The sequence below is a fragment of the Lysinibacillus sp. FSL P4-0201 genome, assembly GCF_038593425.1.
Classification (GTDB): domain Bacteria; phylum Bacillota; class Bacilli; order Bacillales_A; family Planococcaceae; genus Lysinibacillus; species Lysinibacillus capsici.
The window spans coordinates 80455-96750 of record NZ_CP151995.1; the positions used below are offsets into that span (position 1 = coordinate 80455).

Genomic DNA, 16296 nt, shown 5'->3' on the forward strand with positions numbered 1-16296 from the left:
ACTAAATAAAAAGTGGATTACCATGCGGAGGGATAGCTTTTTTCTCTCCTTATAATTTCGTATAATTAAAGGAGAATCTAACGAAAATGGGTGTTTGTTTTGCATAAGAAAAAACCAATTATAGAAGGGTTAGAACGTTTTCGACAGCAACAAAATATTTCTTTTCATGTCCCAGGTCATAAGCATGGTGAACTGTCCCACCTTCCACAAGCATTTAAGGATGTAATGCGTTATGATGTAACTGAGTTATCAGGATTAGATGATCTACATTACCCTGAGGAAATGATATTAGAAGCCGAGAATTTATTGGCAGATACATATGGAGCAACGAAGAGTTTCTTTTTGGTAGGAGGGTCTACTGTTGGAAATTTAGCAATGATTTATGCTACTTGTAACAAAGACGATACCATTATAGTTCAGCGTAATGCACATAAATCAATTTTCCATGCTATTGAACTTGTTGGGGCTAAGCCAATTTTTGTGTCGCCGCTATGGGATGAACGGACAATGTCGGCGACACATGTAACTTATAGAGATTTAAAAGAAGCCGTAGAAAATTATTCAGAGGCGAAAGCAGTAGTGTTAACATATCCTACTTATTATGGGATGACTTCGAATGACATACAGCAACAAATTGCTTATTGTCATGAGAAGGGAATACCTGTATTGGTGGATGAAGCACATGGCGCTCATTTTAATGCATGTACGCTATTTCAGCCATCCGCATTGACACTTGGTGCAGACGTTGTTGTTCAATCAGCTCATAAAACTTTACCTGCTATGACGATGGCCTCTTTTATGCATGTTAAGTCGGCATTGATAGAGGCTGATAAAATACATCATTACTTACGCATGTTACAATCTAGTAGTCCATCTTACTTATTATTAGCATCATTAGATGATGCTCGCTATTATGTACAGACATATATGGAGAGTGATGGGGCATATATAATAGAAAAAAAGAATCAATGGGTAGATGCATTACGAGCAATTGGATCATTAGAAGTAATTGAAGTAGATGATCCACTTAAAGTATTGCTACGTGTTAATGGTTATAGTGGCTTTCAATTACAGGAGGCATTAGAGGCAAAGCATGTATATGGGGAACTTGCAGATGCCAATCAGGTTTTATTTGTGTTACCTTTGCTGAAGCAGGGACATACCTACCCATTTGCTGAAATCAGGGTTCGTATAAAAGAGGCCATAACAACGCTATTAAATACAGCTAAAACAGATAGCATAACGGCTTCTCAAACAGCCTATCATTTTGTACCGATTACTGAGCCTATATATACCTTTAATGAGGTTGCATCATTAAAGAAAGAATGGTTACCATATATGCGTACAATGGGGCAAATTTCAGCGAATATGATCATTCCTTATCCACCTGGTATACCATTATTAGTACCAGGTGAAAGAATAACAGTAGCTAAGTTAAGTCAATTGGAAGAGCTACTAGCAGCAGGTGCAACATTCCAGGGGAATCATCGTTTAGCAGATAAAATGATTCAGGTTATTAAATAGTTGGAGGCAATAACAGCATGAATAGCAATTTATTTATTACATTTGAAGGACCAGAGGGAGCAGGAAAAACAACGGTCATTCAAATGATAGCAGAGCGATTAAAAAAAAATAATATTGAAGTTCTAGCAACAAGAGAACCAGGTGGAATTGAGATTGCAGAAAAAATAAGAACGATTATTTTGAATCCTGCACATACTGCTATGGATGAACGAACAGAAGCATTGTTATATGCTGCAGCAAGAAGCCAGCATTATTTTGAGAAAGTACGTCCTGCCTTAGATGCAGGGAAGTTAGTGATATGTGACCGTTTTATCGATTCCTCTTTAGCTTATCAAGGATATGCAAGAGGTATAGGTGTCAATGAGGTACTTTCTATTAATGAATTTGCTATTGGGAAGAAATTACCTGACGTGACCATACTATTTGATCTTGCTCCAGAGGTTGGCTTAGCGCGTATTCATGCAACTGGCAATCGGGAAGTAAACCGCTTAGATGTTGAAAGCTTGCCGTTTCATCAGAAGGTACGTGAAGGATATTTACAATTAGTAGAGCAGTACCCAGAGCGAATACGTGTAGTCAATGCAGATCAAGATATTGAAAATGTTGTTGAAGATGTATGGTTATTATTATTGGAAGCAATGCAGTAAATGCATGAAGTTGTCTACAACAATGTGATATAATGATACTATCCATTAATTTATCTTCACTAGAAGGGCAACAATTGTCGAAGTACCTATTAGGTCAGACACACCTTCGTGTAAGATACATTATGTGTTTAGGGAACCTTGTAGATGTCTCTTTTAAAACTTTCTTATAGAGTTTTTGTATCAACATGATGATGTTCCTCTAGTTCAACAGATGAACTAAGATTAAGTATAGAATTGAAATCTATCTAGGTGAATTTTATAAAAGGGGTGAGTGCGAATGAAGTTAGTCGTAGCTGTAGTGCAAGATCAGGATAGCAGCCGCTTATCAAATGCTTTAACGAAAAATCAGTTTCGCGCAACTAAATTAGCGAGCACAGGAGGATTTTTACGTTCAGGAAATACGACATTTCTTATAGGAACTGAAGACTCTCTCATACCCAAACTTTTAGATATTATTCGGGATAATTGTCGGGCAAGAGAGCAAATGGTTGCACCCGTTTCTCCGTTAGGAGGCAATGCTGATTCCTATATACCTTACCCTGTGGAGGTAGAGGTGGGAGGAGCTACCGTATTTGTTTTACCGATTGAACAATTCCATCATTTTTAAAAAGTAGCCTCCGAAGCTAAATCATTGATTATTTGTTACTATTAAACATTTTATTTAAAATCGATTATGCGTAGGAGAAATAGATGAAAATTGTGGGGGCGAAACCAGCTTGAAGATTAATCAAGATATACGTGTCGGGTTAAATACAAATCGCAAAGAGCCACTACAAAATAATAATCAAAATAACCGATTTGGAGATATGGTCGTCAAGCAAGGTAATAAGCTGCAAACAGAACAACTCACGCGTTTGTTAGGAGATATATCTACTGCAGGGGACCGAGTAGCTAGATCACGTAATTTACGAGAACTTGCTAGGTTTAAAATGCTTGTTAAACGATTTCTACAAGAGACAGTAGAACATGGTATGGAGTTAAAACAATCACATACCTGGAATCGTTTTGGTGAAGGAAGACGTTTGAAAATCATTGAAACCATTGATACACGTCTTGTCGAGCTTGCACAGGATCTCTTAGACGAAGAAAAAGAAGCAATAGATCTTCTTGATAAAATCGGTGAAATTAAAGGCTTACTAATTAATTTATATATGTAAAACCCGTGTCTCGTTCTCATTTAGGCGCGGGCTTTTTTCAAATGTTGATGTGGCTACTCGCCATAAAGTAAACAACTGTAATCTTTACAAGAGTGCAAGAAAGTATCACCTTTTGTTGTAGAGACAGGAAGGAATTTAAATGTATGGCCAAGAATGTTGAAGAGCTACTCACACTGCAACCAGTCGTAATGAAGCAGCTTCAAACAATATTTGACAAGAATAGATTAGCACATGCATATATTTTTGATGGCGAAAAAGGGACAGGCAAGGCAGATATTATGCACTTTTTTGTCAAATTAATGTTATGTGAGCAACCAAGTGGAAATGTTCCATGTGAAACATGTCGAAATTGCAAACGTGTAGATTCGGGAAATCATCCAAATATTCATCAAATTTATCCAGATGGTCAATTCATAAAAATTGATCAGATGCGAGAACTCATCGGAGAAATGAAAATGGTGGGTGTAGAAGAAGGACGTAAGATTTATGTGCTTCATCATGCAGACCGTCTTAATACAGCCTCTGCAAATATGATACTTAAATTTTTAGAGGAGCCAGAAGGAGAAGTAACTGCCATATTACTAACTGAGCAAATGCAGTCAATTCTTCCAACTATCCGTTCTCGTTGTCAACATATCAAATTTCAAAAAATGCCACGTCATGTTTTGTTGAAGCATTTACAGGAAAATAATATTTCATATTCAATGGCCTCAACAGTAAGCATGATGACAAATGAGCTCGAAACAGCGATTTTTTTAGCAAATGATGAGCAGTTTGCACTCGCTCGAAAAACAGTGTTAAAATTAGTAGAGGCTATTCGGCAAAATGTACACGAAGCATTGCTTATTGTGCATGAAGAGTGGTTGCCTCACTTTAAAGAAAAAAGCGAGATGGAGCAAGCATTGGATTTACTACTATTTGCTTACCGTGATATAGTGTCAATAAAAGCTAATCCCGAGGCAGCTTGTACTTATCCAGACATGTTACCACTATTTAAAGAAGTTGCGTTATATTCCACTTATGAAAGATTATCAAATCAGATGGAATCTATTTTACAAGCACGCGCCTCTTTACAGCGTAACATGAATAGGACGTTATTGATGGAGCAGTTAATGCTAAATCTGCAGGAGGGATATACATTTGTATAATGTAGTAGGAGTCCGCTTTAAAAAGGCGGGTAAAATATATTATTTTGATCCGGCATCATTTCTACTAGAGGATAGTCAATATGTTATTGTAGAGACAGCCCGCGGTGTAGAGTATGGAAAAGTAGTTGTCCCTCAAAAAGTTGTGGGTGATAATGATGTTGTATTACCACTAAAACAAGTACTTAGACCAGCAGATGATCGTGATCGTATACAAGTAGAGGAAAATGCAGCGGAATCAAAGCGTGCATTTGAGCTCGCTAGTACTAAAATTATAGAGCATAATTTAGAAATGAAACTTGTAGATGTTGAATATACATTTGATCGTAATAAAATTATTTTTTACTTTACAGCTGAAGGACGAGTTGATTTTAGAGATCTAGTAAAAGATTTAGCCTCGGTTTTTAGAACACGTATTGAACTTCGTCAAATTGGTGTGCGTGATGAAGCCAAGCTTTTAGGTGGTATCGGTCCATGTGGTAGAATGCTTTGTTGTTCCACATTTTTGGGTGATTTTGAGCCCGTTTCGATTAAAATGGCTAAAGATCAAAACCTATCATTAAATCCTTCAAAAATATCTGGCCTTTGTGGACGTTTAATGTGTTGCTTAAAGTATGAAAATGATGAATATGAAGAAGCAAAAGAGGGCATGCCAGATGTTGGTGAGATAACAATGACACCAGATGGCCGTGGGAAAGTAGTAGGGCTAAATGTGCTGGAAAGACTTATTCAAGTATATTTACATGAGCAGGAACGCACAGTTGAGTATACACTAGAAGAACTGCTAGCATGCGAAAAAAATCTTATTTAAGATAGAGAATTTAACGAGGTGGCTTGGGTGAAGGACCGTAATTTCTTAGATACCGTTATGGAGTTCGAACAACAGCTCGAAGCAATGCAGGAGCAATTTGGTGCATTGAAACAATTTGTAGCGTTAATGATGGAAGAGCATAAGGCGCTTGAAACAGAAAATCATCACCTACGTACACGTCTAGAAGAACTACTTTCTAATACAAACTCCGTACAAGCTGCTGAAGTAAAGAAAGAGAGTCCGCTAGATATTGGTGAGGGATATGATAACTTAGCTCGCCTCTACCAAGAGGGCTTCCATGTTTGCCATGTTCATTTTGGAAGTTCACGTAAGGGTGAGGATTGTCTGTTCTGTCTATCATTTTTAAATAAACAAAATGTGTAATAAAAGGCTGATTCCCGCTACGGTGGTGTCAGTCTTTTGTTTTGTAGCGTAGGAGGAGTAAGCATGGAAAAATGGCTAAAAGGTGACGAGCGGTTAGATTATTTGTTGGCTGAGAATTTACGTATTATTCAAAGTCCCTCTGTCTTTTCGTTCTCATTAGATGCAGTATTGCTTTCGAAATTTGTCAGTATTCCTTATCATAAGGGAAAAATCGTTGATTTATGCTCGGGAAATGGTGTGATTCCACTTTTTTTAAGTGCACGTACAAAGGGACAGATAACGGGAGTAGAAATTCAGCCACGTTTATTTGAGATGGCAGAGAGAAGTATCCGTTACAATCAGCTAGAACAGCAAATTCAAATGATTCTTGGAGATGTTAAAGAAATACCAAAACAACTTGGCATTGAAAAGTATGATGTGGTTACCTGTAATCCACCCTATTTTTTAGCACATGAAGCGAGTGATAAAAATCTTAGTGAGCATCATGCCATTGCACGCCATGAATTGTACTTAACATTGGAAGAAGCGATTCAATCCGCAAGTAAATTATTAAAGCAAGGGGGCAAGGCCGCATTTGTTCACCGACCTGGGCGATTATTAGATATTGTGACAGCTATGCGAGCAAATCGCTTAGAGCCTAAACGGATGCAGCTCATTTATCCGAAGGAAGGGAAAGAGGCTAATACATTATTAATAGAAGGAATAAAAGATGGAAAGCCTGATTTAAAAATTCTGCCGCCGTTGTATGTTTATGATGCCAATAATGAATACACGACAGAAGTGAGAGAAATTCTTTATGGAAAAGAGCAATAATCACTACTTTTATGTGTTAGAGTGTGCTGATCAAACTCTTTATGCAGGGTATACAAATAATATAGAAAAACGTGTTGCTGTACATAACGCTGGTAAAGGAGCAAAATATACAAGAGCTAGAGGTCCAGTGAAATGTATTTACAAAGAAATATTCGAGACAAAGCAAGAAGCAATGCGTGCTGAATATGCCTTTAAGCAATTAACAAGAACACAGAAAATTAATTATATAAGGAGGGGTGAATCGTGAAATCACAAAAAAGTACAATACACGATCAGACAGGTTGTTTATATCTGGTAGGAACACCTATTGGTAATTTAGAGGATATGAGTGTGCGTGCACTTCGCATTTTAAAAGAAGCAGATATCATCGCTGCAGAAGATACTAGAAACACCAAAAAGCTGTGTAACTACTTTGAGATTGACACACCACTAATCAGCTACCATGAGCATAATATAGCCGTAGGTGGAGAAAAATTATTAACATTACTACAAGAAGGAAAAACAATAGCATTAGTAAGTGATGCAGGTTTACCTTGTATTTCTGATCCAGGTGCAGATATAGTGGAAAAAGCAATTGCCCAAAACTTTTCTGTTGTACCAGTGCCAGGGCCTAATGCAGCAATTTCAGCATTAATTGCATCTGGGTTATCGCCACAACCATTTTTCTTTTATGGATTTTTGAATCGCGGAAAAAAGGAACGTCGCCAGCAATTAGAACAATTAAAAAAACGCCAAGAAACGATTTTACTATATGAGGCACCACATCGCTTAAAGGATACATTAAAAGATATGGAAGCTATACTCGGAGAACGTCGTATTGTTTTAGCTCGAGAGCTGACAAAGAAGTTTGAAGAGTTTTTACGAGGTACTTTGTCTGAAGCTGTAGTATGGTCACAAACTGAAGAAATACGAGGAGAGTTTTGTATTGTTCTTGAAGGTAATAGCTGTGTAGAAGAGGAAGATCATGAAGAAGCCTATTGGCAAAACATGCCCATTGTTGAACATGTTGATTTCATTATCAATCAATCGAATGTATCTTCAAAAGAAGCCATTAAAGAAGTAGCTAAGTTAAGGCAAGTGGCAAAGCGAGATGTTTATAATGAATATCATAGTGAATAATAGTAAAGAGTTACCTTATTAGGTAGCTCTTTTTTATTTAGTAAATGACGCCGAAACTTATAAGTTGAAAAGTAATAATTTTGAGACACAATTTTAAATTGATAATAATTGTAAATAATAGTAACCTTAAATAGAAAGGTCTGACATGGACATTATAAGGGGTTAAGAAATTGGTTATATTAATAAACAGAAACACCTAAATCACTGTTTTGATTTAGGTGAGAAACTAATTATTTTTTTAAGTTAGATTGAATTTCTTTAACTAACATTTCTGCGCCTTCTGGACTTAAAATTAATTTGCCTCCAACTAGACGGAAGTTATCATCTGAAACTTCACCAGTAACAGCACATGTCATATTAGGCATATATTTTTTTAAGATGATTTTATCATCATCCACATAGATTTCTAAAGCGTCCTTTTCAGCAATACCTAGCGTACGGCGTAACTCGATAGGAATTACTACACGACCTAACTCATCGACTTTACGAACAATCCCTGTTGATTTCATAATAGATTTCCTCCTAATTTATAAAAGTTATATTGGTATTTCGTCAAATTTCGACATTATTTCTTTGTCTGATAGTTATCATACCAAGTAATGCCATAAACGTCAATTAATTAATGCACTAATATTATGGTTTTTAAAAAAAATTTTTGAGAAGAATGCAGGTATTTTAATTTTTTTAAAAGGTTTTTAATAAATATTTTTGTTAATAGTAAAAAAGGTTCTTATTTAAGTCATTTAATGGATTAAATATATTATTCGACAATTTTCGCGTTTAATAAACTTTCATTGAAACGAATTTCGTACTTCGTTAGAATAGAAAGTATATTGTAAAACAATGGAGGCAGTTCTTGTGAGTGAACAACAAAAAACATTCTATATAACAACACCCATTTACTATCCAAGTGGGAAATTTCATATTGGTACGGCATATACAACAGTAGCATCTGATACTATTGCACGCTATAAACGTTTAAAAGGTTATGATGTACGCTTTTTAACAGGAATGGACGAACATGGCCAAAAAATTCAAGAAAAAGCAGCAGAAGCGGGTAAACATCCTCAAGATTATGTAAATGAAATTGCCGATGCTGCGAAAAAACTTTGGGGTTTAATGGATATTTCTTATGATGACTTTATTCAAACAACGCAGGATCGACATACGAAAGCTGTCGAAAAGATTTTCCAAAAGTTTTTAGATAATGGTGATATCTATAAAGGTGAATATGAGGGCTGGTACTGTACACCGTGTGAATCATTCTTTACTGAGACTCAATTAGTTGACGGGAACTGTCCTGATTGTGGTCGTCCGGTGCATAAGGTTAAAGAGGAATCGTACTTCTTTAATATGAAGAAATATGCAGATCGTTTATTAGCTTATTATGAAGAGAACCTTGAATTCATTGAGCCAGAATCACGAAAAAATGAAATGATCAACAACTTCATTAAACCAGGGCTAGAGGATTTATCGGTATCAAGAACATCCTTCGACTGGGGAATTAAAGTACCAGGAGATCCAAAGCATGTTATTTATGTATGGGTTGATGCATTAACGAATTATATTACAGCCTTAGGTTATCTATCAGAAGATGAATCATTATTCAATAAATATTGGCCAGCAGATGTACATGTAGTTGGCAAGGATATTGTTCGTTTCCACACGATTTATTGGCCAATCTTCTTAATGGCATTAGATTTGCCATTACCGAAAAAGGTATTTGCTCATGGTTTTATTATGATGAAAGACGGTAAAATGTCTAAATCAAAGGGCAATGTAATTTATCCTGAAATGTTAATCGAGCGTTATGGTCTAGATGCCACACGTTATTTCCTATTACGAGAATTACCATTTGGCTCTGATGGGGTATTTTCACCAGAATCATTTATTGAACGTACAAACTTTGATCTGGCTAATGATTTAGGGAACTTATTAAATCGTACAATTTCAATGATTAATAAATATTTTGATGGTATTATTCCGACAGAAAATCTTCAACCGACAGAATTTGATGCAGCTTTAAAAGAGCAAGCTGAGTGGGTACGTATTAAATATGAAGAAAGTATGGAAAAAATGCAATTTAGTGTCGTTCTTGCTGACTTATGGACGCTTGTTTCACGCACAAATAAGTATATAGATGAGACACAACCATGGGTGTTAGCAAAGGAGGAGTCAGACAAGCCAAAATTAGGTGCAGTTATGCGAAATTTGGCAGAAAGCTTACACCAAATCGCTGTCATGTTGCAACCATTTATGACAACAACTCCTAAACGTATGATCGATCAGTTAGGATTAGATGACAAATTCTTAGCATGGGATACAATTGCAACATTCGGCAATACTATTCCAGCAAACATTAAAGTGGTAGAAAAAGGGATACCAATTTTCCCACGTTTAGAAAATGAGGTTGAGATTACTTATATTCGTGAGGAAATGCGTGGCTCTGTGAAAACACCACAGGATGAAGAAATTAAAAAGGTAGCAAAAACTGAAGAAAATCCAGAAATTCCTGAAATTACTATTGATGATTTTATGAAAGTTGATTTGCGTGTAGCTACTGTGACTGCATGTGAAACTGTTCCGAAAGCAGATAAATTATTAAAGCTACAAGTTGATCTAGGATATGAGCAACGTCAAGTAGTTTCAGGTATTGCGAAATTCTATACACCAGATGATTTAATAGGTCAAAAAGTGATTGTCGTAGCAAATTTAAAACCAGTAAAATTACGTGGTGAAATATCACAAGGAATGATTTTAGCTGGTGAGAAAGATGGAATTTTAAAATTAGCATCAGTTGATCCTAAACTTGAAAATGGTGCAAAAGTAAAGTAATGAACTTAAGGAAGGCCTGCTGAATATGAATTATTCAGCAGGCTTTTCAAATCTGTTAGAGAAATCGGGATTAAATTATTTTGATATAATTTATGATGCGTGAAAAACTTGGTTTTATGGGCCCAAAGAACTACTTGTGGTAATGTCGATTAAGTGGAATGTCACAATGTCGAATAGTTTGTAATGAAATTGTAATGATCACGAAAAATATGAAATAATAAATTTTAATAAAATCAATGTTAGGAGAATGAAGATGTTTATAGATACACACGTACATTTAAACGCAGATCAGTATGAGGAAGATCTTCAAGAAGTGATTGATAGAGCTCTTGAAGCTAAAGTAGAACGAATGGTAGTTATTGGTTTCGACCGTAAAACCATTGAGAGAACAATGCAATTAATAGAGCAATATGATTTTGTTTACGGTGTCATTGGCTGGCATCCAGTAGACGCTATTGATTGTACTCAACAAGATTTAGAGTGGATTGAGCAATTAGCTTCACATCCAAAAATAGTTGGCATTGGTGAAACGGGATTGGACTACTATTGGGATAAGTCTCCAAAAGACGTTCAACAGGAACTTTTTCGCAAGCAAATTCAATTAGCTCAAAAGATCAATTTACCAATCGTTATTCATAATAGGGATGCAACAGGTGATGTTGTACAAATTTTACGTGAAGAAAATGCTGCATCCGTAGGGGGTGTTATGCACTGCTTTAGTGGAAGTGTAGAAACAGCGCGTGAATGTATAGCAATGAATTTTATGATTAGTCTTGGGGGACCAGTGACATTTAAAAATGCACGTCTACCAAAGGAAGTAGCTACAGAAATAGCTCTTGAACACTTGATGATTGAAACAGACGCTCCTTATTTAGCTCCACATCCACATCGAGGTAAGCGCAATGAACCCGCTTTCGTGCCTTTAGTTGCTGAGGAAATCGCACGTTTAAAAGGGTTGACAATTGAGGAAATTGCACAAGCAACTACAGCCAATGCGAAAAATTTTTTTGGGATTGACAATTAACTAGCTTAGATGCCTCCAATACAGGGTTTGTGGTTGGCAAAAAACAAGAAGTCAATTTTCAGAGAAATACTTTCGGGTTGACAGTGCCAAAACTAGTCCGTATAATCCAACCTTGTATTAAGGAGGCGTTTTTTCATGTCAAATAATTCCATGAAAAACTTGTTCTTAGGATCATTGAGGAGTAAGCAAACAGTGATAAGAATTATCTCACTTGTCCTGTTTGTGTCTGTAATCTCTTTCGTGCTTTATCAAGGTACGAAAAAATCCGTTAAGCTTGAAGCAAATGGAGAAACAATCGAAGTATCAACACATGCCAAAACTGTAGAACAATTATTACAAAATCAAAATATAGATATAGCAGAGCATGACAAAATTTCACCCTCTCTGAACACCAAAATTGTTAATGGATTAGCAATTACATGGGAACAGGCAAAAGAAGTAACTATTTCAGTTGATGGAAATCAGTCAAAAGTTTGGACAACTGAAACACTTGTGAAGGACATTTTGAAGGAAGCAAATATTAAAGTATCTGAACATGACTCTTTAGCGCAAGGTCTAGATACTGAACTAGGAGCAGAAAACAAAATCGATATTCAAAAAGCGTTTCAAGTAGCGCTTGTCGATGGCGTAAATAAAAGACAAGTATGGTCCACTTCGACTACGGTCGCTAACTTTTTAAAACAACAAGGAATTCAGCTAAATGAATTCGATCGTGTCGAAAATAACCTGGAGAACGTTATTACTCCGGAGAGTAAAATCACAGTAGTTCGCGTAGAAAAGGTTATCGATGTAGTGGAAGACTCTTTAGATTTCGCAGTTGAAAAGAAGCAGGATGCTTCATTGCAAAAGGGGAAACAAAAAGTAGTAGCAACGGGCGAGAAGGGTTCGATTTCTCGTACGTATGAGGTTGTCAAAGAAAACGGTAAGGTTGTGGCAAAAAACCTACAATCTGAGAAAGTATTAAAAGAGCCGAAGAAACAAGTGGTTGCTGTAGGCACAAAAACAATTGTTGCAAGTGCAGCAACTGTGTCACGTGGTTCAGCAGAGCCTACTAACGGAAAAGAATTTTATGTAACGGCAACAGCATATACACCATATTGCAACGGTTGTACTGGTACATCAGCAACTGGTATAAACCTACGTTCAAATTCTGGCTTGAAGGTGATCGCAGTTGACCCTTCTGTTATTAAGTTAGGATCAAAGGTTTGGGTAGAAGGCTATGGAACTGCTATAGCTGGGGATACTGGTGGGTCAATTAAGGGTAATAAGATTGACATACTTGTACAAACAGATGCCCAAGCACGTAACTGGGGACGTAAGAAAGTGCGCGTTAAAGTATTAAATTAAAAAAATTGTAAAATTAATCAAAATGTTTTTCACAAATGGAGCTTTCCTGTTTTGACTGGCGGGAAGGCTTCTTTATTATTTTTTAGCAAATGATGTTGTAAGGTATGTAGAGAGTAAGTTGAATAAGATAAGCTCATCTGAACCTTGTATTCCTGTACAAATCGTATAGAGCAGTTGTAAAATGGTCAGAAGATAAGGTAGATAGAAAAGAGGAGCCTTCTTGCAAATTAAAGAAATTATTGTTGTTGAAGGAAAAGATGATACGACAGCTATTAAACGTGCTGTACAAGCAGATACTATAGAAACGAATGGATCTGCAATTTCTGAAGAAACGTTAAAGCGAATTCAGCACGCCCAAGAAAAACGTGGAGTTATTGTATTTACTGATCCAGACTATCCAGGACGTCGAATACGCGCCATTATCGAGGAGCGTGTAAAAGGGGTGAAGCATGCCTTTTTACCAAAAGCGAAAACGATTGCTAAAAACGGTAAAGGGTTAGGGATTGAGCATGCTGCTGATGAGGATATACGTGAGGCATTACAACATGTTTATACCCCTATACATGAGGTGCTAAACGAAGCGGTAATTACACTGGAAGATTTAATGACTGCTCGTTTAATTGGACATCCACAATCAAAGCAGCGTCGTGATAGACTAGGGGAAATTTTAAATATAGGTGCTACAAATGGTAAACAACTTCATAAAAGATTGAAAATGTTTCAGATTACAGAGGAGCAATTTGGTGCGGCTATCGCACAGTTAGATCAGGAGGAAAATGATGCATAAGGATATTGCTACACCAATTCGAACACAAGAAATATTAAAAAAGTATGGTTTTTCATTTAAAAAAAGTTTAGGTCAAAACTTCTTAATTGACCCGAACATTTTAAGAAATATAGTGAGTCACGCCAATTTAACTGAGAATAGTGGCGCAATTGAAGTTGGTCCTGGGATTGGGGCATTAACTGAGCATTTGGCGAGAAGCGCTAAAAAGGTAGTTTCCTTTGAAATTGACCAACGTTTATTACCTGTACTAGAAGATACACTTAGTCCATATAATAATGTGTCTATTATTCACTCTGACATACTTAAGGCAGATGTGGAGAAAGTAATTGCAGATGAGATGCCAGGTATTGATGATATTATGGTTGTAGCAAATTTACCGTATTATGTAACGACTCCAATTTTACTGAAATTACTCAATGACCGATTACCGATCCGTGGTTTTGTTGTGATGATGCAGAAAGAGGTAGCAGACCGTATAACAGCTAAGCCAGGGACGAAAGAATATGGTTCTTTATCAATTGCAATACAATATTACGTGAAAGCAGATATTGCGATGACAGTGCCAAAAACCGTTTTCATGCCGCAACCTAACGTCGACTCTGCAGTAATTCGCCTTATTAAGCATGAGGAACCACCAGTAAAAGTAATAGATGAGGATTTTCTATTTGTTGTAACGCGTGCTTCATTCGTACAGCGAAGAAAAACAATCTATAATAACCTGCAATCTGGTTTACCTAATGGAAAGGCACAAAAGGATCAAATTTTACAGGCATTAGAGTTAGCAAATATTGAGCCAACTCGCCGTGGAGAAACACTTTCAATTCAAGAGTTTGGGAAATTAGCTGATGCACTGCATCCTGTATTTGCAAAGTAAAAATTTTTGTTAACAATTTTTCGGATATGTAAAAAAATATATATTTTTTTATAAAAAATAAGTTGACAAGATTTATAAGAGGCTGATAAAATATTATATTTTGTTGACATTTTTGGGCCATTAGCTTATACTTGTTATTAGTGAGGTGTAAGCGAAAATGCCAAAAACTTTAGCGGACATTAAAAAGTCGTTGGATTGTCATTTGGGTAAACGTTTGCAATTAAAAGCAAACGGTGGTCGCAAGAAAACGGTTGAGTGTGCAGGGATACTACGTGAGACATATCGCGCCATCTTTGTAGTCGAGCTCGATCAAGAAGACAATACGTGCAAGCGCGTATCGTATAGCTACACAGATATTTTAACTGAAGCAGTAGAGATTACATTTTTAGACGAAGCAAAGGCTGCTGTCGCAAAATAGTTTCTAGTACTTATTTCTATATTTTAGAAACACTCATGTATATTAAAAATACATGAGTGTTTTGCGTTTTCACGGGCATACTAAATTCGTCAGTTGTTAAAGGAGGAGTTTATATGCCTAGAAAAGGTATCATGTCACCTCGTTTAAAAGAAGAGATCGCAAAAGAACTTGGATTTTATGATGTTGTGCAAAAGGAAGGCTGGGGCGGCATAAAAGCTCGTGATGCTGGTAATATGGTCAAACGCGCCATAGAAATGGCAGAACGGGCAAGTAGTGAGCAAGAGCGTAAGTAGACTGTTTTTGCTAAAATAGTCATCTTATAAAGTTTCATTCAGCAGGGATGAAAATCCTTACTGACACAACAAATACAACTGACGAGAGAGAGCCGTTACTCCGAATAGGGTAAACGGTTCTTTTTTTCCATTTTCGTATTCTCAATATGGTAAAATAAAATGAATAATCTTGCGCGAAAAAAAGAACTGTTTATACGTGTAGCTATAAGGAGGAAGAAAGATGCTTTATGTAAAGGCGCCTGCAAAAATCAATTTAACATTAGATGTACTTTATAAAAGACCGGATAATTTTCACGAAGTGGAGATGGTTATGACAACAGTCGATTTAGCTGATCGTATCAGTCTTGAATCTCGAGAAGATGGTGTTATTCAAATAATTTCAACAGATAATTTTGTACCAAATGACCATCGTAATTTTGCTTATCAGGCAGCGCGTCTCATTAAAGATACATATGGCATTAGACAAGGTGTATCCATTACGATTGAAAAGGAAATCCCTATAGCAGCAGGACTCGCAGGAGGTAGTAGTGATGCAGCTGCAACATTAAAAGGGCTAAATGAACTGTGGGATTTAGGTTTATCAATAGATGAATTAGCGGAACTTGGTGCTAAAATAGGTTCGGATGTTTCGTTTTGTGTTTACGGAGGCACGGCACTCGCTACAGGACGAGGCGAAAAAATAAAGGAATTACCAGCTCCACCTAATTGTTGGGTTGTACTAGCTAAGCCTAAAATTGGTGTGTCGACAGCAGAAGTTTATGGGGGTCTTAAGGTTGAAGGACTGCAACACCCCAATACACAGCAGATGATACAAGCTATAGAGACAAAAGATTATGAGCTATTATGTTCTTCATTAGGAAATGTTTTGGAAACTGTAACATTTAAGCTACACCCAGAAGTTGTGATGTTAAAGGAACAAATGAAGCGCTTTGGGGCAGATGCCACGCTAATGAGTGGAAGCGGTCCAACTGTATTTGGGCTAGTGGATAGTGAAGCTCGTGTAAGTCGCATTTATAATGGTTTACGTGGTTTTTGTGAGGAAGTTTATGCAGTACGAATTTTGGGTGAGCGAAATACGCTTGCTTAGAAACGCAAATTTGTGTTAATTTTACCTATAA

The 16296-nt window shown here is 36.6% G+C and carries 19 protein-coding genes; 18 read left to right on the forward strand and 1 reads right to left on the reverse strand.

The genetic code is table 11. The features are described 5' to 3' along the window. Nucleotides 1-90 precede the first annotated feature (90 nt). The 10 genes from MKY76_RS00350 (at nucleotide 91) to rsmI (ending at nucleotide 7600) form a co-directional block, all read left to right on the forward strand. Nucleotides 91-1524 carry an aminotransferase class I/II-fold pyridoxal phosphate-dependent enzyme gene (locus MKY76_RS00350; protein WP_342557246.1) on the forward strand — a complete coding sequence of 478 codons (1434 nt, stop codon included), beginning with the start codon at nucleotides 91-93 and terminating at the stop codon, nucleotides 1522-1524. A 17-nt stretch (nucleotides 1525-1541) separates the two neighbouring features. Beyond that, nucleotides 1542-2171, forward strand: coding sequence for a dTMP kinase (gene tmk, locus MKY76_RS00355; protein WP_269897533.1), 630 nt, complete (start codon nucleotides 1542-1544; stop codon nucleotides 2169-2171). A gap of 277 nt (nucleotides 2172-2448) precedes the next feature. Beyond that, nucleotides 2449-2778, forward strand: coding sequence for a cyclic-di-AMP receptor (locus tag MKY76_RS00360; protein WP_004229230.1), 330 nt, complete (start codon nucleotides 2449-2451; stop codon nucleotides 2776-2778). Between the two features lie 109 nt (nucleotides 2779-2887). After that, the gene (locus MKY76_RS00365) at nucleotides 2888-3328 is read left to right on the forward strand and encodes a YaaR family protein (protein WP_004229228.1); all 441 of its coding nucleotides are present in this window, start codon (nucleotides 2888-2890) and stop codon (nucleotides 3326-3328) included. Nucleotides 3329-3471: 143 nt separating this feature from the next. Continuing rightward, entirely contained in the window at nucleotides 3472-4476 is a 1005-nt protein-coding gene (holB, locus tag MKY76_RS00370; protein ID WP_054548598.1) for a DNA polymerase III subunit delta', read from the forward strand. After that, nucleotides 4469-5284 (forward strand): stage 0 sporulation family protein, encoded by an 816-nt coding sequence (locus tag MKY76_RS00375; RefSeq protein WP_048395431.1) that lies wholly within the window; start codon nucleotides 4469-4471, stop codon nucleotides 5282-5284. The genes holB and MKY76_RS00375 overlap by 8 nt, the downstream gene beginning before the upstream one ends. A gap of 27 nt (nucleotides 5285-5311) precedes the next feature. After that, complete coding sequence (gene yabA / locus MKY76_RS00380; RefSeq protein WP_004229222.1) at nucleotides 5312-5668, forward strand: DNA replication initiation control protein YabA; 357 nt, start codon at nucleotides 5312-5314, stop codon at nucleotides 5666-5668. Between the two features lie 63 nt (nucleotides 5669-5731). Continuing rightward, complete coding sequence (locus MKY76_RS00385) at nucleotides 5732-6481, forward strand: tRNA1(Val) (adenine(37)-N6)-methyltransferase (protein WP_054548597.1); 750 nt, start codon at nucleotides 5732-5734, stop codon at nucleotides 6479-6481. After that, nucleotides 6465-6728, forward strand: a complete 264-nt coding sequence (locus MKY76_RS00390; protein ID WP_004229219.1) for a GIY-YIG nuclease family protein — start codon at nucleotides 6465-6467, stop codon at nucleotides 6726-6728. The genes MKY76_RS00385 and MKY76_RS00390 overlap by 17 nt, the downstream gene beginning before the upstream one ends. After that, nucleotides 6725-7600: a 16S rRNA (cytidine(1402)-2'-O)-methyltransferase gene (rsmI, locus tag MKY76_RS00395; RefSeq protein WP_342557247.1), complete on the forward strand. Its 876-nt coding sequence runs from the start codon at nucleotides 6725-6727 to the stop codon at nucleotides 7598-7600. The genes MKY76_RS00390 and rsmI overlap by 4 nt, the downstream gene beginning before the upstream one ends. A gap of 230 nt (nucleotides 7601-7830) precedes the next feature. Here the strand turns inward: rsmI and MKY76_RS00400 are convergent, their stop codons facing one another. Further along, the gene (locus MKY76_RS00400) at nucleotides 7831-8109 is read right to left on the reverse strand and encodes an AbrB/MazE/SpoVT family DNA-binding domain-containing protein (protein WP_004229214.1); all 279 of its coding nucleotides are present in this window, start codon (nucleotides 8107-8109) and stop codon (nucleotides 7831-7833) included. Between the two features lie 349 nt (nucleotides 8110-8458). Here MKY76_RS00400 and metG point away from each other — a divergent pair, with 349 nt between their 5' ends. From metG to ispE, 8 genes are all read left to right on the forward strand, one after another. Further along, nucleotides 8459-10435, forward strand: a complete 1977-nt coding sequence (gene metG / locus MKY76_RS00405; RefSeq protein ID WP_342557248.1) for a methionine--tRNA ligase — start codon at nucleotides 8459-8461, stop codon at nucleotides 10433-10435. Between the two features lie 253 nt (nucleotides 10436-10688). After that, entirely contained in the window at nucleotides 10689-11459 is a 771-nt protein-coding gene (locus MKY76_RS00410) for a TatD family hydrolase (protein ID WP_048395439.1), read from the forward strand. A 135-nt stretch (nucleotides 11460-11594) separates the two neighbouring features. Beyond that, nucleotides 11595-12806 (forward strand): G5 and 3D domain-containing protein, encoded by a 1212-nt coding sequence (locus tag MKY76_RS00415; protein ID WP_048395441.1) that lies wholly within the window; start codon nucleotides 11595-11597, stop codon nucleotides 12804-12806. Nucleotides 12807-13026: 220 nt separating this feature from the next. Beyond that, entirely contained in the window at nucleotides 13027-13593 is a 567-nt protein-coding gene (rnmV, locus tag MKY76_RS00420; RefSeq protein ID WP_257962298.1) for a ribonuclease M5, read from the forward strand. Continuing rightward, nucleotides 13586-14467 carry a 16S rRNA (adenine(1518)-N(6)/adenine(1519)-N(6))-dimethyltransferase RsmA gene (gene rsmA, locus MKY76_RS00425; RefSeq protein ID WP_048395444.1) on the forward strand — a complete coding sequence of 294 codons (882 nt, stop codon included), beginning with the start codon at nucleotides 13586-13588 and terminating at the stop codon, nucleotides 14465-14467. Before rnmV ends, rsmA begins: the two co-directional genes overlap by 8 nt. Before the next feature lie 157 nt (nucleotides 14468-14624). After that, nucleotides 14625-14885: a Veg family protein gene (locus tag MKY76_RS00430; protein WP_004229199.1), complete on the forward strand. Its 261-nt coding sequence runs from the start codon at nucleotides 14625-14627 to the stop codon at nucleotides 14883-14885. A gap of 113 nt (nucleotides 14886-14998) precedes the next feature. Then, nucleotides 14999-15178 carry a small, acid-soluble spore protein, alpha/beta type gene (locus MKY76_RS00435; RefSeq protein WP_004229193.1) on the forward strand — a complete coding sequence of 60 codons (180 nt, stop codon included), beginning with the start codon at nucleotides 14999-15001 and terminating at the stop codon, nucleotides 15176-15178. A gap of 220 nt (nucleotides 15179-15398) precedes the next feature. Continuing rightward, nucleotides 15399-16265 (forward strand): 4-(cytidine 5'-diphospho)-2-C-methyl-D-erythritol kinase, encoded by an 867-nt coding sequence (gene ispE / locus MKY76_RS00440; protein ID WP_048395447.1) that lies wholly within the window; start codon nucleotides 15399-15401, stop codon nucleotides 16263-16265. Nucleotides 16266-16296: the final 31 nt, after the last annotated feature.